The sequence below is a fragment of the Blautia sp. RTP21359st1_E11_RTP21359_211015 genome (assembly GCF_040910705.1).
Taxonomy (GTDB): Bacteria; Bacillota; Clostridia; order Lachnospirales; family Lachnospiraceae; genus Blautia_A; species Blautia_A fusiformis.
In genome coordinates, this window is the sequence record NZ_JBDGAB010000044.1 from 1 (window position 1) to 21109 (window position 21109).

Below are 21109 nucleotides of genomic sequence, written 5' to 3' on the forward strand. Positions count from 1 at the left end.
ATCTTCAAGGAGGTATAAATTATGGGTTATGAGTATCTTGATGAGCAAACTTCTATTCCATGTAATCTGTCTAAAGATGAGCTCAAACAAAAAATAGAAGAAATGCAGATTGAAAAATATGGTCATATTATCACAGTAGATATGGCGCATAAAGAACCAAGAAAAACAATTTATTCTGTAAAGAAAAATGCTTTAGTGTATTGTGACACTGGAGAAAAAGTTGCGTTCTAATGCAAGTAATTAGGCGAGGATGAAATCCTCGCCTTTTGTTTTTTGTTCTACCTTACAAAAAAACAGCACACCGACAGGAAAAATACAAAAAAAACAGCGCCAAAGGCGCTGTTGCTATTCTTTTGCCTCATATATAGTCCAATTAAGATATGGCCCATTACAGACAAAAGCGTGTTTAAGATATTTGTATTGATATGGATATTTTGCAATATACAATTCCAATATTCGTACATATTGCCCATCTGGCCATACGATACATTCATTTTCTGGAATTTTTTCCCCTATAAACTTTAGCTCGCCTTTCTGAAAATATTCTTCATCACGAAGCATAGCATACCATGGACTGTTAGAAAAAACGTAATCATGAAGAGAAAATGTTATTTTGCGTGTCGTAGATTTTAAAGATATTTTATAGTCTGTCAAAAATTCAGGTTGAGTAACAAATTTTACATGTCTTCCTGTTTGTGAATTTTTCTGTTTATTTTTTACGATATCTTTTCCGAAAAATGGAAGGTAATTTGGCGGCAGCTTTAGACCATCAATATCTTTTTCGTAATAAGTAAAATCATCTTTAATAAAGATTAATTCATCGGAATTTGCATATTCATCTATTGTTAATTCATCTGGCATATATTTTAACAATGGCCTGCCATCAACATCATACCTCTGGATTGGAAAAACCGGCCAGGAATCAACTATGCCGCCATCGTCTGCCACGTACAATTCATCTTCCAACAAATCGTAGTCTTTTCCATCCAAATTTAGACTCATCACAGGATTTAAAGGCAAAAAAGTCTTTCTGCCATCATACGATACTAACGACGGGAATAACTCTTCCAGACGCATATTATATCCATTCAGGATTTTTATGATATCTGCCTGTTGTATCTTTCTTTTTCCACATTCATATTCATACAACGTGCTCTCCAGGATATCTAATTCGCATGCCGCTTGGAACCGTGATTGCTTTTTTATCAATGTTCGATAAGCATACAAAATATTAAACAGTATTTTTTTTGCGTTTCCATACCAGACAAACATCCCATCGGAATCAAATTCTCCTTCTATCTTGCAGTTCACATCACATTTCTCTCCCGTATCTTTTTCAGCCTCTGCGGCACAACATATCTCTTCTTTTGTAGTTCCCATTTCATTCATTACCTGATTAACAATGTACATTGGAACCATGCGCTCCCCAGATAGATACCGTTGCATCGACCGACGGGAGCATTTAAACACTGCGGCAGCCTTTGTTGTTGAATATCCGGCGATTTTACAGTATTCATTCAGCAATTTTGTATATTGTCTTTTCTGTATATATTGTGCAATTTCTATTTTACTCTTTTTTGCCCAGACTATTATTTTCTGCATTTTTTTTGTCTCCATTTTTTCTGTTTGCCAGATATTATACAGGACGCGACAAAAAATACAACTGCGCCGGTCTGAAAAATTTTCTTGGTACATCCTCCTCGGCAGCTGCTGATTTACCGGCTTTGTCAGAATCGTCAGCAACTGACGCGGTGAACGTAAGTCTGTCTGAACCAGGAAAACGAACTATTTAATCAGCTGATATTCAAACATCTTATCTTTAATATGTGACACATAGTATTCTTTTAGGATTTAAAGCGGGAATCCTCGGTTATTCTATATCCGAGATGAAAGCGCATAATAAATAAAAATATCGTGTGCGACTTTTTGATAACTCGCCGTTCCGGCTCGTAACCAAGCCTCGCAGAGGCTGACAAGCGAAGCCGTAAGGCTGAGTGCAGTGCACGAACGGGGATTCAGACCCGCGTGTGAAGTTAAAACCGAAACATTTGACCCGCGGACGACTTTTTGTCGGTCTAAGTTTTATGTTTTTTTATTTAAAGTTGCATTTGCTTCCCATCGCCATCCAATTTATGTAGATTCTCAAGTAAATACGCTCTCACCGCAGGATTATCTGTCTTTTTTAGAAAACCTCTAATCATAGACTCTGATAAAAAGCCAAGATTAATAATCATTATGGCTTCTTCAAGTCTGTCTTGGTCTAACAAATGAAAAATCATGCCAGTAGCCCTTTGTTTTAATTTTAACCTGAATCCCTCATCGATTTTATCAACATTATTTTGCTTTAATGCTTCATTATAGATGTGATATCCGATTTCAGTACGAATAGCCTCAGATGGAGCGTACTTATACATGCTGTACATAAGGTTATCAGTTACGCCCTCTTCGTTTATTTTTGCATTGACTTTGGACCTATCGTATTCATCCATCATATTTGGAATGAAAACCTTTCTATCGCCAATAGTTAATGTGATAATTCTATACTCAGGATAGTGATAACGATAAGACGTATCCGTGATTTTCAAAATAAAATCAACAGGTATCGTTTTCAGTGTAATGTTTGCGAAATGGTTAGACCTATGAAACCCAAAGTGCTTTAATGATGCAGGAAGAATAAGATGAGTTAACATTTGGCAATTCCCAAAAACCATATTTCCAATATTTTCCAGTCCTTCATTTAACTGTATCGTATTTAATCCGGTTTTATAAAAAACAGCATCTCCGATATATTTAACTTGTGACGGGATTATTACTGAATGAAGGTTTTTGCATCCGTCAAAAATGTCATTTGATAGGCCAAGACATTCAATTTGCTGGATTCCATTCCCAAAATCAATGTGTTGTAGATTACGGCAATCCACAAATGCTCTCCATTCTATTGTTTTCAACGAATCAGGAAGGATTATAGATGTAATAGATTCGCATGACCTAAATGCTTCTGCTTTAATAATTTCAACACCTTCCGGAATTATAATATGCCCTTCGATATCTTTCTTACATCCAGTAATCACGCGCATATCTGAAGTATATGTAATACCGTCGATTTCTTTGAAAAATATATTTTCTTCCATTTTTCAAATTCCTTTCCTATAACTCCAAATTTGTTTTCTTTTTGCTCTGCATCATCTGCACGATATAAGCCGTAATCTCTGGTCTGTCTGCAGCCTTTTCCAGTAATTCACTTAAGGCTTTTTTGGATAATACATCAAGCTGGATAAACCCGATTAAATCTTTCGCTTTACCCCCTCTTAACAGTCTGAAAGCGATTCCTTTTCCGGACCTTTTTAAATATTCTTTTAATTTATGGTCTTGCGTTTTTTTATATGCACTGACTGCAGTATCCTGCCTTTCAGATATGGATATGGAACAAGCATAAAGTGTATTGCCTTTATCTTCTTCTCCATCCAATGCTTTAAGAATCATGGTCTCTACAGTTTCAATCGATATCACATGTGCTGGGACAATAAATTCATGTTCTGCAATGTTAAGCTCTACGCAATACGAATTTTCAGCGAATACTTTTGGTTCCGTAATCGCAGACGCCAGGCCATCAATATATCTTTTGGTATATACTTTTGGAATCCGGCGCAAGGCGCTTTCTCCTATAGATGATACACTTTCCGGAATTGTTATCTCTTCCAGTTTATTTATGGCAAAAACATCCTCTCCGATAGCAACGAGGCCTTCACTTAGAGTTACCTTTTTCAAAGAACAGTCATAAAATGCAGCGTAGCCTATTTCTGTTACCTGTTGAGGAATCACGACCTCTTCAAGACCTGAATGAGCAAATACATTAGAATAAAAGCTGGAGCCAATACGTTTTAAACCATGTCCAAAATCAACGTGCTTCAACTGCTTACAGTATTCAAAAGCCTGGTCTTCAATCGTCCTCAGTGAATCTGGCATTTTTACAGAAACTATATGGCTACGTCTGAATGCCTGCTGCCTTATCGTCCTGACGCCTTCCGGAATTACCGTTTCGCCGCTTCGGCCTTTCGGACAGAGCAACAGTTCTATCTGGGTCTTGTTGTAAAGGATTCCGTCGTACGAAGAAAAATGTTTTACTCTATCAGTTGTTTCTATCCGTTTTATCGATACATTAAGTTCTATTGGCGATAATTTATCAAGATTCCTGAAATTCGGGTCATCAATAACCAGAGTTTCTGGCAAATGATGGCGGGAAAGCATTGGAATCAACCCTACATCTTTTAAAACCAGCCTTTTTGCTTTGGCGAAATCCAGGCCTGCCTGTATTGCAAATATCTTTTTATCATCCGGAAATACGATTTCTTCCGCTGTTTCGTCAACATCAATTATGATTCCGCCGGCCATCTTTAAGCCACCGTCATACGTCGCTGTCTCCGTAAATTCAGAACCGAAAAACGCATCCTCATGACAGCACTCAACGCAGTCACAATTTACCAGGCGAGCGCTTTTGCATCCTTCAAACGCTTTTGTGCCTATCTGCGATATCCACCTTAAATCAATCTGCGCTGTAGACTCTAAATCAAACACATGCAGCAGCATTCGTTTTGTATCGTCGCGGATTGTTATAAGCATTCTATCACTTGATAAATATTTTTGGTTATGTGATGTCACACGTTTTACATTGGGAAACATCGTGTTCGCGACAAATACCCCACAAGAGCCTTCTTCAATAACCAATTCTTTTATGCCTGGAAACACATAGTTTTTTCTTTTGTCCAAGCTAAACAACAGCGGTGGGTCTGTTTTGGAAGGTTTTTTCTGTTCTCCTATGTGTAAAACAGAAACGTCCGGGCTTACTTCCATATCACGACAAATATTGTAATCATCAACATACATGACAACCCCGGGCTGATAACATAATTTATGCAATTTTTCTGTACCCATATCTTTATTCCTTTCTTTGTATATTTCTATTTTCAGTATGATAGATTTTGCTATTGCAGAAAAAATTTGCGGATTTGCTTACCGAAAGTTTACAATAATAATATTATGTGAATTAAAAACGGCGCTGTAAAATATAAAATCTAGAAAGTTCGGAATATTCACTCTTCACGCCGCTCCACAAAAAAAAGAGGCACAGCGTTTTTCCATGCCTCCTTCTCTCTTATTTTGTCATAATGAAAAGTTGTTCTTATTTGCTCTTCTCTGCATTTTCTCCAACGCATATGCTTTTGTAGTTACCATTTTTTCATTATCGTCATCAGAAATCAGGTCGTAGATAAACCTTATCGATTTCTTAGAGAAAACATCGTACTCAAGTAATTTTGTCAGCATCTCCAAATCATTCGTTTCCATCGCCTTTTTTGCTATTTTTTTAGCATTTTTGGCTAAGTATCGTGCAGTTTCTGCAGTTTTATGTTCCTCGTATATCGCAAAGGCTATATCTATTTTTACATCCCATGTAAGTGCATACTTATATGAAGAAAGCAGCGCATCGGGCCCGCTCAAGCAGATATCATCCTCCAAACGTGATATATTCGCTTTGGTCATAGCCGGCGGAAGAAAATACAGACTATCAGGCGTTTTTACCTGCAATATACCAATGTCATTGTAAACAGGACTCGTCGTTACGATTGCACCGACCATGCCTTCTGGAAATTTATTTGACAAAATGTGAAGAACCCATGACTGAAGTCACGGGCTTCCGATAGTCCGTCAGGCTTTTTCAGTCTTGCGACCCGGTTACGCCTTCCCTTCTATCTTCTTTCCTGCTTCATCTGTCCGATGCATTGCCTTCCGGCCGTGTCTTACTCAGACTCTCTGTCAGCATCCTTACGCTGACAGTCCTACTGCGGTGCAGGCTTTTTAAGTGGACTCTCACCACGGCTTCCACGCTTCCCCGAGGTACCGCTGCTTCGTTATCTGGTTATTCCCGTTTCCGGAGCGCTTGTTTATATGTGACCGGTTTTACCCGTTACTTGGTTAACAGTTATTTCTGAAGAATCAGTTTACTGATTTGTTTGTTGCAGTGAGACCGATAACCTGTATCCCTTCGTCCTGGAGCATCTTCGCCCCAATCTTATATATATTCTGCTGTGCGTTGACATCACGGTCGTGCCAGGCTCCACACTTCGGGCATTTCCATTTTCTCACACTCAAATCCTTAACATCTGTATTTTTATACCCGCAGCACCCGCAGGTCTGTGATGATGGATACCATCTGCTGATTTTTCTGAAATACTTACCAGCACACTCCATCTTATACTGCACCATTTTTAAAAATTGATACCAGCCGACAGACGCGATTGACTTTGACAGATGGCGGTTCTTCATCATGTTCTTGACCGCAAGGTCTTCACATATGAATGCAACGCAATTATCTGTAATCGCTCTTGAGAGTTTATGGTGGAAATCCCTTCTCTGGTCCGCAATCTTACGCTGCTCCTTTGCAACCTTCAGACGCGCCTTCTCCCAGTTCCTGGAACCAGTATGTGTTTTCTTGTCGTACTGCTTTCTGGAAAGACTCTTCTGAAATCTGCGGAGCCGTCTGGCGTGTACCTGAATCCATCTTGGGTTTGGTACTGTGTTGGTTTCTTTAAGATTACCAAAAACGCCAAAGTCTTTCAGGCCAAGGTCAACAGAGACTATCTCGCTGGAGTTGATAAATGTTGGAAATACAGGCTTATCAATCACACTTTCCATCCTGAGTGAAATACGGTATGAACCGTCTGATTCCTTACTTACCGTTGCAGCTTTGATTGATACGCCGTGCGGCTGGATATCCGTCAATGTCTTTCCTTTCGGAAGGATAAACCTGATATTTCCAATTTTTGGAAGCTTAACATGTGGGATGCCGCCAATCATTTTCAGCTCGATGTTATTGTTTGTGAAATTTGTTGTAAAGCTGTTTCCGTTTGGCTTCGTTCTGGAATCATATTTCGGAAATCCAGACAACCCCTTAAAAAATCTGTTGTATGCGTCATCTACATTCCGGCAGGCATTTTCGTAAACAAACTTGTCTGTATCCTTAAGATATTCCTTTTCTTTTTTTAATGCCGGAAGGTATTCTTTTTTATACTGTGAAACCGTTAATGCCTTTTTGGTTTTCTTGTAGTATTCCTCACGTTTAGAAAGGTAATCATTATGTACAACCCTGGCATTCCCAATCTGCTGGTTAATCGCAGCCTGTTTATCTCCCGGAATCAGCTCTAAAAGGACACCATAATTATGTATGCATTTTCCGTAAGGCTCTAATGCTTTATTTTTCTGCTTAATGATATTAAACCCGCCTTTTCCTCCACGAAACTCAAAAGTACCGTCAGCCTGCTGTTCTGCTGTGACAGTATACTTTATCGGTTTTTCTTCGGCAGGTTTTACCTTCTTAGCAGCTTTCTCTCTTTCGGCGGCTTTCGCCTTCTTCGCGGCCTGTAATTTACGGGCTTTCTTTCTGTTTGAGTTTGCCATATCGTACGCCTCCTTTCTGTAAATTTCTTATACATTTAATATGCCGAAAAAATTAAAAACGAAGCGATTTTTTACGAAAAAATTTTGACGAAAATAAAAAAAATCTCTACGCCGAAATGTAGAGAAATAAAAAGTTGTAAACGATATTTTTATGTATTTAAAAAGAAAAGCCGTCTAACCCACGACTGAAGTCACGAGAATGCGACGGCTAAATTTTTCAACATGCCAGATATCAGACAAAAAGAAAAAGCACTTCTTACCAAAGTGCTAGTCTTCTTCCTCGAATACAATCTCATTATCTTTTACCAGTCCAAGCTTCTCCCTTGCCACCTGTGCAATATACTCATCAGATTGCATGTATTCTTTTTCTTTTTCAATCTCTTTTGCATGCTTCTTTTCTTCTTTAATAGACTTCTGCAGTGTTTCATAGCGGACATCATAAGAAGCCATCGTGTCAACTATCTCCTTCTTTTGATACAGCATGATGAATATCATAAGAAGTACAATGACTGTTATCAAGACCATGCCCCAGATGTTTCTTTTTTGCTTTTCTACTTTTTCTTTTCGCAGCTCTATTATCTTTTGTACTCTTTGCTCCCGCTTTTCCATTTTTTTTGAACCCTTTCACGCATTCTTTTCATTGTACAATATGCAGGATTTTTTTATTTTTTATCTTTTTTTGCGGACCATTTTTCTTCTTATCGTCCTTTCTTTTTCAGCCTTTCTTTTTTTTGAAAAATTTGGCATAATATATATGTGCTTAAAAAAGCGCAGAAACAAAGGGAGGTCAGAGATATGACGTTAACAATTAATTTTGTGGACAATACAGAAGCAGCGCCTAAGTTAATGGCTACATGTAATTTAGACGTTGACACAAACGAGCCTGATGGTATTAAGGCTGAATATCAGCAGGTAATCCAGGAAATACATGCAGAAACTGCTGCTGAACTTCTTGCACGGGCAACAGAAACTGTCCTGAGCCGGCATTCGGAATCAGTTCTGCTCTCTGTTAACGACGACCGGAGGCTTGCAGACCCGGCCAACACTCTCAATGTCAATATGCGCAGGAAAGGCACACTCAATGTGGAATACATCAACTAACTGGGTTAAAAAACCAGCATCACGCTGGAAAATTAAAAATAAGGAGAATTTAAAAGAAATGGCAAGTAAAAGAATCACAAAAAAGAAAATGATTGAGAAGGCGACTGAGGCCGTCGCTAAAACAGAGGAGGCCGCAAAAACTGTAGCAGAAAAGACAGAAGCAGCCGTAAAAGCAGCCGGTGAAAACATTGAAGAACATATGAACAAACCGGAAGTTAAGGAGGCTGTATCTGTTGTCTCTGAAGCTGTAAAAGAAACAGTAACGGAAACCGCAAAAGAAACAAAAGAACATGTCAAGGCAGCAGCAAAAGCGGTCAGGACACGTATTGCTGACACTGTGGTTGAGGTTAATGGAGCAAGCGTATCCATGGCAGCAGTTGAGAAGGCCGTGAAAAAAGATGCCGCAGACAAAGGAATGAAAGGTGATATCACTATTTATCTTAATATTGCTGAGCAGACCGCTTATTATACCGTAAATGGTGAAGGCAGCGAAAACCAGAAAGTGCATTTCAGCAACTGCTAAAAAGCAATACACACCCGCCGCAGGCAGAGAGCCTGCGGTTTTTTTCTTTTCTCTTTTTTTTTCGCATATTAAAAAAGAATAAAAAGTTTCTTTTACAAAGAAGGGAGAAAAAAAATGAAAGAAATCAAAAAACTGGAACTTATTGGATATTTACAGCTGTACATCAAGCTCTGGAAAGTAGACGAACCTGAAGTTGCATTTTACTTTAAGATGGATACAGACTTCTCCGTTCCTCTTGATGAAGAAACCTTGAAGTCTTTACTGATGAAAGTCGCTGTATTCTGCGAAGAGACTAACCATATCGAGGTTGAGGCTGCATATATTACCAAGGAGCAGTATATGGCAGAAGCCGAAGGCCCCGACCATGAAGAGAAATTCAATACCATTACAGCTGAATACGAGGAGGCAGGGCCAATCAAGATTACAAAAAGTTAAGTTTCAGTTATACCGCCGCAGCATTGCTGCGACGGTTTTTTTATCTTCTTTTATTTCCTCCATATTATATCTGGTAACAATTACCAGACAAAGAAAATTCCAGCCGGCACTGCCGGCTGTTCTATTTTTATAATCAACAGGAGGATAAAGCAATGGCATCAGTTGCAAAATTTAGAATGAATGAAGCGCCGCGGCTGCTTGCTCACTGCAGCCGCACGCAGAAGAATTCCGGCTCGCATATCCATAAGGACCGGACCGAATTAAACTTTAATATGGCATATGGTCAGCATACAGGTTTATCTGATTATGATTTCGTAAAAGAACGCACCCATCAGGACAACGTAAAGATGATGAAGCGCGATGATGTCAAGGCTGTTTGTAGTTGGGCTGTCACAATGCCCAGGGAATTATGTCATGAGGTTGTTGACACAGATGGCGAAAGTTATTATGTGCCAAACGATATGGACGAATGCCGCGATTTTTTTCAGTATGCTTATGATTTTTTTAAGGATAAGCATGGCGAAGAAAACATTGTCTCAGCATATGTACACATGGATGAAAACGTGCCACACATGCATTTTACTTTCGTTCCCATCGTAAAAGACAAAGATAAAGAACATGAAAAGGTATGTGCAAAAGAAGCCCTGTCAGACTGTTATGGGGCTAAATTCCAGATAGAGCTGCAGGATTATATATCTGCGCAGATGGGCGTACAGCTTAATATGGTAAAAAAAGACACAGTAGACTACGAACGAAATGTCAAAGAGCTAAAAAAGAAAACCTTAAACGACAGATGCAACTACCTGACCAAAGAAATCTCACGCGCTGAAGAAGAACTGGAGCGGAAACAGCGTATCTTAAAAATGGCCGGCATGGGCGAAAAAGCGGAAAAAGATATTGACAATATAAAGACTTCTACTTCAAATGGCTTTACCGTTATGCGGGAGCCTGACTGGCTGCAGGTGAAGCCTCTGCTGAAATCCATAAAGGCCATGCGGGCAGAAAGAAAAGAACTTTTACAGATGATAAAAGACTTTGAGCACAGTAACACCGCAAAAGAAAATCAAACTCTCCGCGAACAGGCCGAACAGTTAGCAAAAGAAAACGCCAAGCTTGAGAAAGAACTGCAAAACGTACAACGCTTCATGCAGACGACAAGACTTCATGACCAGCCAATCATTGAGATTTATGAAGAAGACAAGCGCAGGCAAGCCGCAGCGCATCGCGATGGCTGGAAAGAAAGCATGTACAATGACAGGTAATTGACATAATTATTTTATTGTAAACTAATCGCAACCAAAAAAGGCAGGCTGAAGCAGCCTGCCGATATCTTTATATCGCAAAATCAAGTTCTTTCTTATCTTCGCCTGCCAATTTACTCAGAATATAAGCACTTACAACATTTGCACCCATATCTGAAGAAATGCAATACATTTCTTCCAGCATCACGCATGAAAACAGGTCCTTTCTTATTAAGTCAGTAAGTTCTTTCTCCATATGCTGCTCCAGCATCACTTTTGTAAGTTCTTTTCCATATCCTTTTAAAAACTTTCTGCTCTCTTCTGTCGGCTGGTTTTCATACTCCATATAAGCAATGGCAATCTGCTGCTGCAATGTTGAACAGCACTTGAAGAAATTATGTGGTTCTCCATTTACCAGCTTTCTGGACTCTGCCTGAAATCTTCTGCGCTTATTTTCGCTGCACTTAAGCGTTACAGGTATCACGATTTTTCGTGTTGGCGTTTTTAAACAATAGACCAGGCCATCATCAGTTGCCGTGTCCATACGTAATGGGATATTTTTCATATCATCAAAAAGCTGTGGATACCCTCCAATGATAGCAGACGTAATATTTCCTGGTATCCTTTCATCAGGTAGTTCTACGCGTTGGATACCGCTCAGGCTTCCCTTTGATACTTTAGTATTTGATGGAAGTTTAGCGTGTCTTATCTTACCTCCATCAAAAACGCCCACTCCAATATATTCTAACCCTTCGTTTAGTTTCAGGTGCCTTAATTCATTACAGGCATCAAAAGCGCGTGCCTCAATCCTTTTCAGGGAATCAGGAAATTCGACCTGTCTCAGATTGGAACAACAATAAAATGCAAATGCTCCAATTGACTTGATACTGTTTCCAAAAACTACGCTTTTCAAATTATCGCAGTTTGTGAATGCATTGTCCCCGATGCGCTCTACGCTATCAGGAATATGTACAGACTCAATCATATCACGATACGCGAAAGCATTTTCTCGTATCTCTTCGACTCCGTCTGCAATGACTACCTTTCCACTCTTACTATGACTGCATGAAATCAGCATTTTCATATCTTTTGAATACACGAGGCCGTCTTTTGATGAATATTCTGGATTTTTTTTAGAAAATTCGATATTTATACCTCTCATGTTTTCAATATCTGCAAGTGAAATATGCGATGTATCCTCAAAAAATACATTCTTTACGACTGCGCCGTAAATCATATATCTCAGAAACGTATTATTGTTCTGCACCACCATTGTAGTGTCTGGATTAAACGCAATGTTCTGGCAAATCGCAGCGGTATACTCTGGCATGATATAAGTCTTATCCTTTGGCTCATACGTTGCATCAACTATGATTGGTCCCATCATTGTAACGCCGCATTCTCTTATTCGGTCAGTTGTCTTGATAAGCGAATTCCTGAAAGTTTCTGCATTTGCTGTTAAAAGGTTTTCTGCATTTTTTATTTCCTGAGACTGGCAGCCTCTTAATGCGCCCTCCTTCCAGATGCATACAACTTTATCTAAATCCAGAGGCTCATCAGGACCAAGACAAAAAGAATTGAGCAGTTCACCTCCTGTTGGATAAGTACGCTCCATCAGCATGCTTCCGGAATAGAAATTTTCAGAATGCGACTCTATGTATCTGACATTTGGGAACATTTCATTTTCAATCACAATCTTCTTTATGGACTCTCCGACTATCAGTCTTTTGACATTTTCAAATCTACGTCCATTTGCCATTTCTTGAATCTGGATTGCTACAATTCCTTTTGCATATTTTTTAAATCCTTTTTTTACATCCTGGATAACTTCGGGTTTTGCGGTACCCTTATGTTTTTCCGTTACGTATATCTCATCAATGATAGAGTTGTCAAATCTTATTTCTGTTACCCAATTAGCAATTTCAATTCCGCAACAACATAAGCCGGTGTTAATGGTATTATATGGCCGGAGATAATAGGTAACTCCGTTTTTGCGTATGACTTTGATTTTATCCATTTTTTTTCGTTCCTTTCGCTTTGTTTTTCTTTTTTCAGTATGCCGGAATATTCTGTATACAAAAAAATAAACAAAAGGAACAATGATTTACATAATATAATTACTGTAAACTATTTTCTGCGAAAAACCGAAAGACTATTGATACCTCGCCTGCTTTGCATGACTCGGTACCAGAATGAATATGATACCTCCCCGGCTTTGCCGGAGTCGGTACCAGATTAAAAATGATGCCTCGCCGTATCGGCTCGGTACCAGATTAAAAATGATAACTCGCCAGCAAAACTAGACTCGTAGCCAGACTCCGAACGGGGATTCAGACCCGTGTGCGAAGTTAGAACCGGAATCCTTGACCCGCGGACGATATTATCGGCCGGGAATTCCCTGTTCTCCGTTGAAATCAAAACAAAAGTTCTGTAAAATGGAAGTAAAAAAAACAAGAAAGGGTGTCTAAAATCATTTCCAATTTAACTCCGCTTCCGGTTATCGCATCTTTCAGCACAAATGGAAAGATGATTCCTATATACGTCCAGTTCTTTCCAGGAGAAAGGCCAATCCGGGTCTCTGCAAAATGTATTGCCAACGCGGTAACTTATGCCGAATACATCTGCGAGTATATGCTGGAAGACGATGAAAACGTACATTCTGTAAATCTGATTTACCAAAAAGATAAACAGATTTGGGGTGCAAGGACTAAACGCTAACCGGTGATAACAATGGCAGCGGCGAAGCCGCTGCCTGGTCTTCTTCCTTATTTTTATGTCTTCTTTTTTCTTCTTTGTTTAGTATGCTGGATTTTTGTGCTCATTTTTGCTATATTTTTGTGTAGGAGGGAATTGTTGCATGAAATATATTTCTTATCCGCCAAACTGCAAAAAAGAATATACGGACGCAAATATCCTGAAGGCTATTGCAGAACTTACTGCAAAAGGTCCTGATTTTTCCAGAATCTGTATCCGGTTTGCCTGGGACGAAGAACTCTATACGTTTTACCCGTGGCTGGAATTGCAACACATAAACGGGTTTAATATTATTTTACTTCCGGAATATCTGCCAAAAGAGGAAAAAGAAGCCCGAAAAGAAACTTTGCGTGTTAAAAGAATGCTCAAAAAATCCTTTCCTAATGTTGCAGTCAGAAGCAATTTGCGGTTAGACCAGAAATTATTTGTAAAATCCCTCAAAGTCCACAAAAAATAAGCACCCTTATTTTTCGGGTGCTCATTTTTCTAAAGCCTGAATACATTTTTCTTACTGTTTTCACCTGTTATATCCAGCGCATATGCTTTTGCAATCTGCATATCGGCATTTTCAATCATGCTGTAGTAATCCTTAATCTCATTTGCCTGAAAGATTCCATCTTTTAATGCCATGACCAGTCCGTCTTCCATGTTTTCTTCAATCAGGTCCTGTATTAGTCTTTTTCGGTTTCTTTTTATGTAATTCTGGGTCTGCGTTTCATGCACATCCTGCCATTCCATGAATGCAAGCGGTAGTTTCTGACGAGTTGTCCTACAATACTGGAAGAAGTTTGCCGGTGCATATGCTCCGTATCGATTTAACAAGTCGTTCATGATGTCAAAGTTTCTATCTGTTGCTTCAGCCGGAATGTAAATCCTTCGCCTCGGTGTTTTTATACACAGTACTTCATTTATTGTGGTTTCTTCGTATGAATAACTATACTTATATTTACCATTCGCTGCAGGTGCTTCGTAATCATGCATTGCTGCCAGTAAATCTTTCGGGATTTCATTTGTATGCAACACAACGGTCTGTATTCCAATAAGGCTCCTTTTATTAAACGCCTTAATGGTAGAAGGTATTTCCAGAATATCAGGACGTATACTCCACGGCCTTGAAAAATGCAGAGATTGCGTTCCTTCGTTAATTTTGATATGCTCTAAACTTTTGCAAGAACTGCATATAGACTCAATGCATGTGACACTGCCAGGGATATCCAGCTCTGTTAACGAATTCATATACTCAAAACATTCATACCCTAAATGCTTGATGTGTTTTCCCAGCGTCATCTTTTCCACTCCGTCGCAGAAACGGAAAGCATAACGTCCTATTTCTGTCACGGAATCCGGAACAATTATTTCTGTAATCTTCCTGCAGTCCTCAAAAGCGCTTTCAGCTATTATTTTGACTGTATCTGGAATCATGACTTTTCCTGCTGTTTCGCAGTTCCCGGTCGAAGAATAATCGCAATAGAGCAGTTCTGTCATATCTTTTGAATATATGATATCTCCGACTTTGGCATATTCCTCATTTTGCAGGTCAAGTTCAACATGATTTCTGCGAAGACACGTAAATTCCTCTTTATCAAAATGGCCTCCTCCATTCAAGAACAGGCTGCAACTACGATACAACCTGGAGCTTTGTGCCCGGAAAAATGACTCATTGCTGCATCGCACATCAATTACACTGCTCCTCGGAAACATCACATCTGCTGCGATTAACGTTGCATCTTCAGGCATTATATAATTTCTGCTGTCGTTAATATCAACCACGATACTTCCTGCCATTTTTACTCCGCAAGTTGCGGTCCTATCCTCAATACAGATATTTGATTCATTCAAAAAGTCGGACTTTCTGACCATTTCAACCTGTTCACTATTAATGACCTTTTCAGAGCAGCAGCCTACCAAAGCCCCAGTGCGGATTCCCCAGATTCCGGATAAGTCCAAAGGCTCCTCTGGCTTCAGACAGAAAGCGTTCAGAAGAGTTATCCTGTTAAGGTTAATTTTTCCAATAGATGCTCTTTCCGTTAGCATACGTCCGGCAGGGAACCTTTCCCTGTCTGATGTTACCTCACGGACATTGGGAAATACGGTATTTGGCATCTCTATAGAATAGACATTTTTTCCGATATGGATTTGTTTTACATTTTCAAATCTTTTTTTGCTGTTTTTTCTCAACCATATCTTAGTGACATCCTCTCCAAACGATACCTCTTCTACCCAGTCTTCCACATCAACATCCCTACACGCACCGGTTTCTGACATATGATAAGTGATTCCGTTTTTGTATACTTTTTTGTATTTTTCGCTCATATCTTTCCCTTTCTTTGTTGTGTTTATAGATACAAAAATAATATGCAGAGAAATGAGGAAAAGAAAAAGCAGCAAGTCGAAGGCCTGCTGCTGCATTACTTACAGTTTTAATTTCTCACGCTTTTCTTTTTTTTCTGACAATGTGTCTAATATGCACGCCCTAATCACCATGCCTTTATCATTCGTTGCACTTAAAAGTCGTAGTAATTCTTCATTTGAACAATCTGAAATGCTTAGTGCGTTACAAAAATCTTCTGCCGCATTGCTTCTTACCAGAAACCTAAGAATCCTGACATGATTTTTATGAAAAAATGTGAGCAAATCATCCATAGACGGTTGTTCCTCATTTATAGTCATATGCATCCCTGAGAAATCCTTTGGCATGTATGTGGTCTTATCGCCTTGTGTTATTTTGACGACTAAATTAGAATCAGGAGTGATATATTTTGCAAGTCCGTTATACTTTGACATACTTTGCATAATCCCGTGTGGTAGAAGCTCTCCGTCTTCTACGTGGATTTCTGACACTCCCGATATAGCATCTCTACCTAATTCCACAGCTGCTGGCAGCGATATTCTCCTGATATTGCACCTGTCAAAAGCACATTCACAAATCTTTTTTATGCCTGCGGGTAGTTCAACGGTTTCAACTCCGGATTTGCTAAAAGCCGAATAGCCGATTACTTCGACCTGTTCAGGAATGTTTACATCTTTAAGACTCTCACAATTCTCAAATAAATAACCAAAACTTCTGATGTCTTTTTCGTTAGAGTCTCCGATTTGAGTAATACCATTTCCAAAATCTACGTTTTTCAGGTATGAACAATTCTTAAAAGCATAACTTCCAATTACTTTTAATGAATCTGGAAATATAACAGATTCAATTTCAGAATTTCCGAATGCGTGTGCACAGATTTCGATTACTCCATTTGGTATTATTACTTCCCCTGTCTTCTTTGCAGGACACTTGAGGAGCTTTTTCCCGTCCCTTGAATACAGTATTCCATCAATGCTCTTATACCTTTGATTGTCTGCATCCACCTCAATCCTGTATGTATTTTTAAAGTCATCCTTTCGCCAGAACGGGACTTCATCATCAAACAAATCTGCCCTTTTGGTAAATCGGACAATCCCAGAGAGGCCGTATAAATCTATACATTTCATACCCTCAAGATTATTTATGATAAGTTTTGGCACGGTAGCCAGCTGGACGCGTGAATAATCTATGTTATACACGCAACTCGGAATTTCTATCTCCTGCGCATCATGGTCAATATCTATAAGGATATTGTCGGCGACCACAACTCCATTTTGTGGCTGCATATTATCAAAGACAGAGCCATCAAAAGCATGCGGGCGAATATTAAGCGATGAACGGCACCATATAATCTGCTTTGTCATACATCCAGAGAGTGCATAATCATTGATTTGCTCTACTCGCGAGAGGTCAAGAGTCTCATCCTTGTGCAAGCAAAACGAGTTATATAAAACAGTGTCTCCCCAAAACTCATTTATGTGTATCAACGCAGGACCTGAAAAATAATTGTCATTATATGATATAACTTCTCTTACATTCGGGAACAATTCATTTGGGATTGATATCTTGTCAACATTGGAATCAATAATCAGTGTTTTTACATTTGGGAACGATTTTCCGATGTTACGGTCAATCCTGATATTGGCTGACAATGAAAACGCTACTTCGGTAACATTTTCAGGTACATCAATATCTGTACATATAAACGAATCGCCCTGCGGTGTGGTATAGTATTTCACGCCGTTCTTTGCAAGGATGTAACCATCTATGGTTTTCACGTCAAACAGTTCTGCGTGTTCTTTTTTTATTGCTGTTTTCATATTTGCCTTTCCTTTCATCATTTATTTTTTCATTTACAATATGCTATTTTTCATCTACAAAAAAATAGCAGGCTTTTATCAGCCTGCCATCTAATTTTGCATTTTTTACAGTGAAAATTTGTTTTTTGCTATATGCTGTTGTCCAATCGCCTCCAAGATGGATGCTTCCACTTCCGGATGTCCTGTTTCCCTTACGGTTTCCAGTAATTCTTTTAATGCCGGTTTGGACACAAGCCCCCAAGTCAGCAACTCGGAAAAATCTTTATACTCTTCGTTTTTTAATAAGTTCGCAGCAATCTTTTTTCCAGTTCTTTTTATGTATTTTTTCAGGTTTTCGTCCTGGTTCATCTTATACATCTCAAAAGCGGTTTTCATTTTCATTTCATATGTCTTTCCATATCTATACAACGAATACGGAAGGTCTGAATAAATGAAGTCTGGCTTCTGCATTAATTTATCCAATTCATTTATGTCCACCTGTCGGATATATTTTGGAATGTAAAACGAAATATCCGATGTTTTAACAAGGATGAGGGCCGCGGAATAGTCTTCATAGTTTGTAATATCAGATTCTGCTACTGATGAAACCAGCCCTTTTGGGATATTTTGTCCTTTCAGGATTATTTTTTTAACATGCCAAAGGCTATAATATCCAAGTTCCGTTACTGTTGACGGCAGCGTGATTTCAGACAATTCGCTGCATCCTCTGAATGCATCTCTTCTGATTGCTCGTAATCCTTCGTTTAAAGTTATATGTTTTAAGTGATAACAAGTCTTGAAGGCCTCCCAGCTTATGGTTCTTACTTGTCCAGGGATTTCTACTTCTTTTAACTTTAGACAACGACCAATCCTGTCTATTGATTTCAAACCGTGGCCAAAATCAATATGTTCCAGATTGTTGCATCTGTCAAAGTCGTTTCCACTTGTCCATTTTAATGTGTCTGGAAGACGAACAGATGCAATTTCTGTACCTTCAAAAGCCTGTGAGGCGATATTTTCAACTCCTTCCGGTATATCGATGGCGCCTTTTCGTTTAGTCGGGCAGGCAATCAATGTTGTCATATCTTTGGAATACAAAATGCCATCTTTACTTGTAAGAGACATGCTGTCTTCTGGTGCTTCATATCTTTCTGCATCAATCCACTTTCTGTATTTTGAAAGCATATTTGATACTGCATATGGGCTTGTGATTTCGTCAGAGCACTGAATCATCAGGGCTTGAGCATTGAGCGATTGCACACATGACAATATCATCAACCGTTCCAGTTGTTCAAGGTATACAGAAAGACATTTTACACCGGAAAAATCAATGTCAGAGTTGATGACCGATGTTCTTAGCGGTATTTTTACGATATCTGCGTTATCATCAATCTTCATTACTATGTTTCCAACCATACACACGCCATTTTCATCAATATCGCTGCACGTATCTGACAATGCAAATGGATATCCCTTGAAAGCGTTTGGCCATGCGTTGCGAAGATTAAGTACATTGATTATATTTTTTGACATACATCCTTCAAAAGCGTATTCATCAATAGCCTCTACACCTTTTAAGTCGATAACATCTCCTGGCTTTTTGCAAAAGGTATTCTTTAATATTCGCATCTTGAGTCCAGTTTCTCGCTCATTAGTTATTAACATGCTTCCACTTTCAAAAATGGGATTTCCTTCAGATATCACATGTTCTACATTTGGAAACATAGAGTTTGGAATATTCAATCTTTTAACGTCACTTCCAATATGAATGATTTTTACATTTGGATATTGTTTCCTTGGCATTTTAATGTCTGAAAGTTCATAATTTCTCATTGAAAAACGAATCTCATCAACTTCATCCGGGATATCCCGCAATTCTACAACACTATACCAGGCATCGTATGAAAGATGCTTTCCTTCCACTGCATATACATTTTTCTGCATATTTTTTCTTCCTTTCTTTGTTTAATCTATCCATAATATGCGGAATTACGAGCAATAAAAAAAGCGGGCAGACGCCCGCCGGTTCAGAACTCCATGTTATAATCAATTCTTGTACAATACGGAATCCCCGCTGTCTCTTCCAGTTCTCTTCTGGTTGTCCTTATTGTCTGATTTCTCACGTCTATTTCAGACTTTTTTGTCCAATTACCATCAAAATAGCATTTTTCCGGTACATAGACCACTTCCTTTTCTTCTTCTGCTAATACCATATGTATCTCCTGCTATTACATTCCGATAAGAAGTTTAAACAGTACCAGGCCATTGACTACCTCGTCGTTTAAAAGTCTGCTACTTCCGTTCTTGTGAGAGATGTCGTTTACGACATTGGATGCTGCCGCTCCACAGTAAAAGTAGAATTCAGCATCGTGAGGTTCCTTTTTTAGGAATTTCTCAACCTCTTCAGATGGAACGCCATTATCTGCTTTTATATTTTTCTTAAGCAGATTATACGCCTCTCTGCAAAATTTTTCGTATGCTGTCATACATCATTCCTCGCTTTCTTCTTCTTTTGTTGCGTTTAGTTTTTCCATTTCGTATGCAATTTTTGCCAAAGACAAAGCCGAAATGCTGTTAAAGTTCAGGTAACCTTCTCTTCGCAATTCGCTTGCCAGCAGTTTGTTTACTTGGTTAATATCGTCCTGTACCTGAAATTCTCTATCGTTTATTTTTCTGCACATACTACATCACTCCTTTTTCTGTACAGAACTAATATGCCGGATTTCTTACGAGAAAAAATCAACCATATCTTTATCTGAAATTTCGAACCCAGGGAAATTCTTCCTGGCATTTTTAAATGGTGTCTGCTTACGAATCACATCCAGTAGAACAGTGTTGTTATATCCAAGCAACAAATCTACAATAACGCCAATCAGCCATGCGTCTTCCGCATATATCTTTGCAACAACATTTGTATATATTTTTTCTTCTTCTGCGAAATTCGCGCCTAAAAGCACTGGGATATTGGCGTTTCCATAGACGCCATATTTTGCCCAGACTTTTCTTTCCATTGGTCCCCAGTCCAAAGCAACGATATCATCTGGAAAGGCACGCTTCTTTTTGCTTACCAGAAACTGTGCCTGCACAAAATACAAAATCTTCATTAATTGCAGGACCGACATTCCGTAGTCATGCTTTCTTGCATAATACAAAACATATTTTGCAACATCCAAAACATCATACATTAAGACACCCTCCCCGCTTCCACAACAATCGTATATCGGCTGAAGTCTAATGTTACATACCGGATTGCCATTTTCAAAATGTCATCGGGAGGTTCAACCCATCCATTTTCAATTGTAGAAAAGATGCGTTTTGCGCCATCAGTCCAGTCTGCTCCTGGCTTTGTGCAATCGTAGATGTCGAAGTTGCAATTAACGTCAAATTCCCGATTGCTTACCAAATCCCCTACACACATCGTTTTTTCTTTCAGCATTTTTTTGCTCCTTTCTTT

At 39.0% G+C, this 21109-nt stretch carries 22 protein-coding genes; 6 read left to right on the top strand and 16 right to left on the bottom strand.

Annotation, left to right across the window (positions count from 1 at the left end):
- The first annotated feature begins 21 nt into the window (after nucleotides 1–21).
- Nucleotides 22–231: a hypothetical protein gene (locus tag AB5026_RS13820; RefSeq protein ID WP_173734614.1), complete on the top strand. Its 210-nt coding sequence runs from the start codon at nucleotides 22–24 to the stop codon at nucleotides 229–231.
- A gap of 114 nt (nucleotides 232–345) precedes the next feature.
- Here AB5026_RS13820 and AB5026_RS13825 read toward each other — a convergent pair whose 3' ends face one another.
- The 7 genes from AB5026_RS13825 to AB5026_RS13855 all read right to left on the bottom strand — a co-directional run bounded on the left by AB5026_RS13825 (nucleotide 346) and on the right by AB5026_RS13855 (nucleotide 8080).
- Nucleotides 346–1602, bottom strand: a complete 1257-nt coding sequence (locus AB5026_RS13825; RefSeq protein ID WP_173734615.1) for a helix-turn-helix transcriptional regulator — start codon at nucleotides 1600–1602, stop codon at nucleotides 346–348.
- A gap of 494 nt (nucleotides 1603–2096) precedes the next feature.
- Nucleotides 2097–3131: a leucine-rich repeat domain-containing protein gene (locus tag AB5026_RS13830; RefSeq protein WP_368213504.1), complete on the bottom strand. Its 1035-nt coding sequence runs from the start codon at nucleotides 3129–3131 to the stop codon at nucleotides 2097–2099.
- 16 nt (nucleotides 3132–3147) lie between these two features.
- Complete coding sequence (locus AB5026_RS13835; protein ID WP_368213505.1) at nucleotides 3148–4932, bottom strand: leucine-rich repeat protein; 1785 nt, start codon at nucleotides 4930–4932, stop codon at nucleotides 3148–3150.
- A gap of 228 nt (nucleotides 4933–5160) precedes the next feature.
- Nucleotides 5161–5634: a hypothetical protein gene (locus AB5026_RS13840; RefSeq protein ID WP_368213506.1), complete on the bottom strand. Its 474-nt coding sequence runs from the start codon at nucleotides 5632–5634 to the stop codon at nucleotides 5161–5163.
- A gap of 357 nt (nucleotides 5635–5991) precedes the next feature.
- Nucleotides 5992–7452 carry an RNA-guided endonuclease TnpB family protein gene (locus AB5026_RS13845; RefSeq protein WP_368213508.1) on the bottom strand — a complete coding sequence of 487 codons (1461 nt, stop codon included), beginning with the start codon at nucleotides 7450–7452 and terminating at the stop codon, nucleotides 5992–5994.
- A 267-nt stretch (nucleotides 7453–7719) separates the two neighbouring features.
- Nucleotides 7720–7902 (bottom strand): septum formation initiator family protein, encoded by a 183-nt coding sequence (locus AB5026_RS13850; RefSeq protein WP_242981805.1) that lies wholly within the window; start codon nucleotides 7900–7902, stop codon nucleotides 7720–7722.
- 4 nt (nucleotides 7903–7906) lie between these two features.
- Nucleotides 7907–8080 (bottom strand): hypothetical protein, encoded by a 174-nt coding sequence (locus AB5026_RS13855; RefSeq protein ID WP_368213509.1) that lies wholly within the window; start codon nucleotides 8078–8080, stop codon nucleotides 7907–7909.
- A 167-nt stretch (nucleotides 8081–8247) separates the two neighbouring features.
- Here AB5026_RS13855 and AB5026_RS13860 point away from each other — a divergent pair, with 167 nt between their 5' ends.
- From AB5026_RS13860 to AB5026_RS13875, 4 genes are all read left to right on the top strand, one after another.
- The gene (locus tag AB5026_RS13860; RefSeq protein WP_368213510.1) at nucleotides 8248–8553 is read left to right on the top strand and encodes a hypothetical protein; all 306 of its coding nucleotides are present in this window, start codon (nucleotides 8248–8250) and stop codon (nucleotides 8551–8553) included.
- 58 nt (nucleotides 8554–8611) lie between these two features.
- Nucleotides 8612–9076, top strand: a complete 465-nt coding sequence (locus AB5026_RS13865) for a DUF6465 family protein (RefSeq protein WP_173734621.1) — start codon at nucleotides 8612–8614, stop codon at nucleotides 9074–9076.
- A 114-nt stretch (nucleotides 9077–9190) separates the two neighbouring features.
- Complete coding sequence (locus AB5026_RS13870; protein WP_368213511.1) at nucleotides 9191–9511, top strand: hypothetical protein; 321 nt, start codon at nucleotides 9191–9193, stop codon at nucleotides 9509–9511.
- Nucleotides 9512–9663: 152 nt separating this feature from the next.
- Complete coding sequence (locus AB5026_RS13875; protein ID WP_368213512.1) at nucleotides 9664–10773, top strand: plasmid recombination protein; 1110 nt, start codon at nucleotides 9664–9666, stop codon at nucleotides 10771–10773.
- 70 nt (nucleotides 10774–10843) lie between these two features.
- Here the strand turns inward: AB5026_RS13875 and AB5026_RS13880 are convergent, their stop codons facing one another.
- Complete coding sequence (locus tag AB5026_RS13880; protein WP_368213513.1) at nucleotides 10844–12769, bottom strand: leucine-rich repeat domain-containing protein; 1926 nt, start codon at nucleotides 12767–12769, stop codon at nucleotides 10844–10846.
- 840 nt (nucleotides 12770–13609) lie between these two features.
- Between AB5026_RS13880 and AB5026_RS13885 the strand changes: the two genes are divergently transcribed.
- Nucleotides 13610–13963 (top strand): hypothetical protein, encoded by a 354-nt coding sequence (locus tag AB5026_RS13885; RefSeq protein ID WP_368213515.1) that lies wholly within the window; start codon nucleotides 13610–13612, stop codon nucleotides 13961–13963.
- Nucleotides 13964–13992: 29 nt separating this feature from the next.
- Here AB5026_RS13885 and AB5026_RS13890 read toward each other — a convergent pair whose 3' ends face one another.
- The 8 genes from AB5026_RS13890 to AB5026_RS13925 all read right to left on the bottom strand — a co-directional run bounded on the left by AB5026_RS13890 (nucleotide 13993) and on the right by AB5026_RS13925 (nucleotide 21091).
- Nucleotides 13993–15819 (bottom strand): leucine-rich repeat domain-containing protein, encoded by a 1827-nt coding sequence (locus AB5026_RS13890; protein WP_368213516.1) that lies wholly within the window; start codon nucleotides 15817–15819, stop codon nucleotides 13993–13995.
- Between the two features lie 99 nt (nucleotides 15820–15918).
- Nucleotides 15919–17676, bottom strand: a complete 1758-nt coding sequence (locus tag AB5026_RS13895; RefSeq protein ID WP_368213517.1) for a leucine-rich repeat domain-containing protein — start codon at nucleotides 17674–17676, stop codon at nucleotides 15919–15921.
- A gap of 105 nt (nucleotides 17677–17781) precedes the next feature.
- The gene (locus tag AB5026_RS13900; RefSeq protein WP_368213518.1) at nucleotides 17782–19599 is read right to left on the bottom strand and encodes a leucine-rich repeat domain-containing protein; all 1818 of its coding nucleotides are present in this window, start codon (nucleotides 19597–19599) and stop codon (nucleotides 17782–17784) included.
- Nucleotides 19600–19682: 83 nt separating this feature from the next.
- Nucleotides 19683–19868 (bottom strand): hypothetical protein, encoded by a 186-nt coding sequence (locus AB5026_RS13905; protein ID WP_368213520.1) that lies wholly within the window; start codon nucleotides 19866–19868, stop codon nucleotides 19683–19685.
- Nucleotides 19869–19883: 15 nt separating this feature from the next.
- On the bottom strand, nucleotides 19884–20141 hold the full coding sequence (locus AB5026_RS13910) for a hypothetical protein (RefSeq protein WP_368213521.1): 258 nt from the start codon (nucleotides 20139–20141) through the stop codon (nucleotides 19884–19886).
- Nucleotides 20142–20144: 3 nt separating this feature from the next.
- Nucleotides 20145–20336: a hypothetical protein gene (locus AB5026_RS13915; protein WP_368213523.1), complete on the bottom strand. Its 192-nt coding sequence runs from the start codon at nucleotides 20334–20336 to the stop codon at nucleotides 20145–20147.
- Between the two features lie 45 nt (nucleotides 20337–20381).
- On the bottom strand, nucleotides 20382–20840 hold the full coding sequence (locus tag AB5026_RS13920) for a Panacea domain-containing protein (RefSeq protein ID WP_368213525.1): 459 nt from the start codon (nucleotides 20838–20840) through the stop codon (nucleotides 20382–20384).
- Nucleotides 20840–21091, bottom strand: a complete 252-nt coding sequence (locus AB5026_RS13925; RefSeq protein WP_368213526.1) for a hypothetical protein — start codon at nucleotides 21089–21091, stop codon at nucleotides 20840–20842. Before AB5026_RS13925 ends, AB5026_RS13920 begins: the two co-directional genes overlap by 1 nt.
- Nucleotides 21092–21109: the final 18 nt, after the last annotated feature.

What these genes read in the sequence shown, in the direction of transcription:
- AB5026_RS13895 (WP_368213517.1), bottom strand. Translation starts at nt 17,676, where the DNA reads ATGAAAACAGCAATAAAAAAAGAACACGCAGAACTGTTTGACGTGAAA.
- AB5026_RS13885 (WP_368213515.1), top strand. Translation starts at nt 13,610, where the DNA reads ATGAAATATATTTCTTATCCGCCAAACTGCAAAAAAGAATATACGGAC.
- AB5026_RS13875 (WP_368213512.1), top strand. Translation starts at nt 9,664, where the DNA reads ATGGCATCAGTTGCAAAATTTAGAATGAATGAAGCGCCGCGGCTGCTT.
- AB5026_RS13920 (WP_368213525.1), bottom strand. Translation starts at nt 20,840, where the DNA reads ATGTATGATGTTTTGGATGTTGCAAAATATGTTTTGTATTATGCAAGA.
- AB5026_RS13890 (WP_368213516.1), bottom strand. Translation starts at nt 15,819, where the DNA reads ATGAGCGAAAAATACAAAAAAGTATACAAAAACGGAATCACTTATCAT.
- AB5026_RS13860 (WP_368213510.1), top strand. Translation starts at nt 8,248, where the DNA reads ATGACGTTAACAATTAATTTTGTGGACAATACAGAAGCAGCGCCTAAG.
- AB5026_RS13880 (WP_368213513.1), bottom strand. Translation starts at nt 12,769, where the DNA reads ATGGATAAAATCAAAGTCATACGCAAAAACGGAGTTACCTATTATCTC.
- AB5026_RS13905 (WP_368213520.1), bottom strand. Translation starts at nt 19,868, where the DNA reads ATGGTATTAGCAGAAGAAGAAAAGGAAGTGGTCTATGTACCGGAAAAA.
- AB5026_RS13835 (WP_368213505.1), bottom strand. Translation starts at nt 4,932, where the DNA reads ATGGGTACAGAAAAATTGCATAAATTATGTTATCAGCCCGGGGTTGTC.
- AB5026_RS13850 (WP_242981805.1), bottom strand. Translation starts at nt 7,902, where the DNA reads ATGGCTTCTTATGATGTCCGCTATGAAACACTGCAGAAGTCTATTAAA.
- AB5026_RS13840 (WP_368213506.1), bottom strand. Translation starts at nt 5,634, where the DNA reads ATGGTCGGTGCAATCGTAACGACGAGTCCTGTTTACAATGACATTGGT.
- AB5026_RS13915 (WP_368213523.1), bottom strand. Translation starts at nt 20,336, where the DNA reads ATGTGCAGAAAAATAAACGATAGAGAATTTCAGGTACAGGACGATATT.
- AB5026_RS13820 (WP_173734614.1), top strand. Translation starts at nt 22, where the DNA reads ATGGGTTATGAGTATCTTGATGAGCAAACTTCTATTCCATGTAATCTG.
- AB5026_RS13845 (WP_368213508.1), bottom strand. Translation starts at nt 7,452, where the DNA reads ATGGCAAACTCAAACAGAAAGAAAGCCCGTAAATTACAGGCCGCGAAG.
- AB5026_RS13830 (WP_368213504.1), bottom strand. Translation starts at nt 3,131, where the DNA reads ATGGAAGAAAATATATTTTTCAAAGAAATCGACGGTATTACATATACT.
- AB5026_RS13925 (WP_368213526.1), bottom strand. Translation starts at nt 21,091, where the DNA reads ATGCTGAAAGAAAAAACGATGTGTGTAGGGGATTTGGTAAGCAATCGG.
- AB5026_RS13910 (WP_368213521.1), bottom strand. Translation starts at nt 20,141, where the DNA reads ATGACAGCATACGAAAAATTTTGCAGAGAGGCGTATAATCTGCTTAAG.
- AB5026_RS13870 (WP_368213511.1), top strand. Translation starts at nt 9,191, where the DNA reads ATGAAAGAAATCAAAAAACTGGAACTTATTGGATATTTACAGCTGTAC.
- AB5026_RS13825 (WP_173734615.1), bottom strand. Translation starts at nt 1,602, where the DNA reads ATGCAGAAAATAATAGTCTGGGCAAAAAAGAGTAAAATAGAAATTGCA.
- AB5026_RS13865 (WP_173734621.1), top strand. Translation starts at nt 8,612, where the DNA reads ATGGCAAGTAAAAGAATCACAAAAAAGAAAATGATTGAGAAGGCGACT.
- AB5026_RS13900 (WP_368213518.1), bottom strand. Translation starts at nt 19,599, where the DNA reads ATGCAGAAAAATGTATATGCAGTGGAAGGAAAGCATCTTTCATACGAT.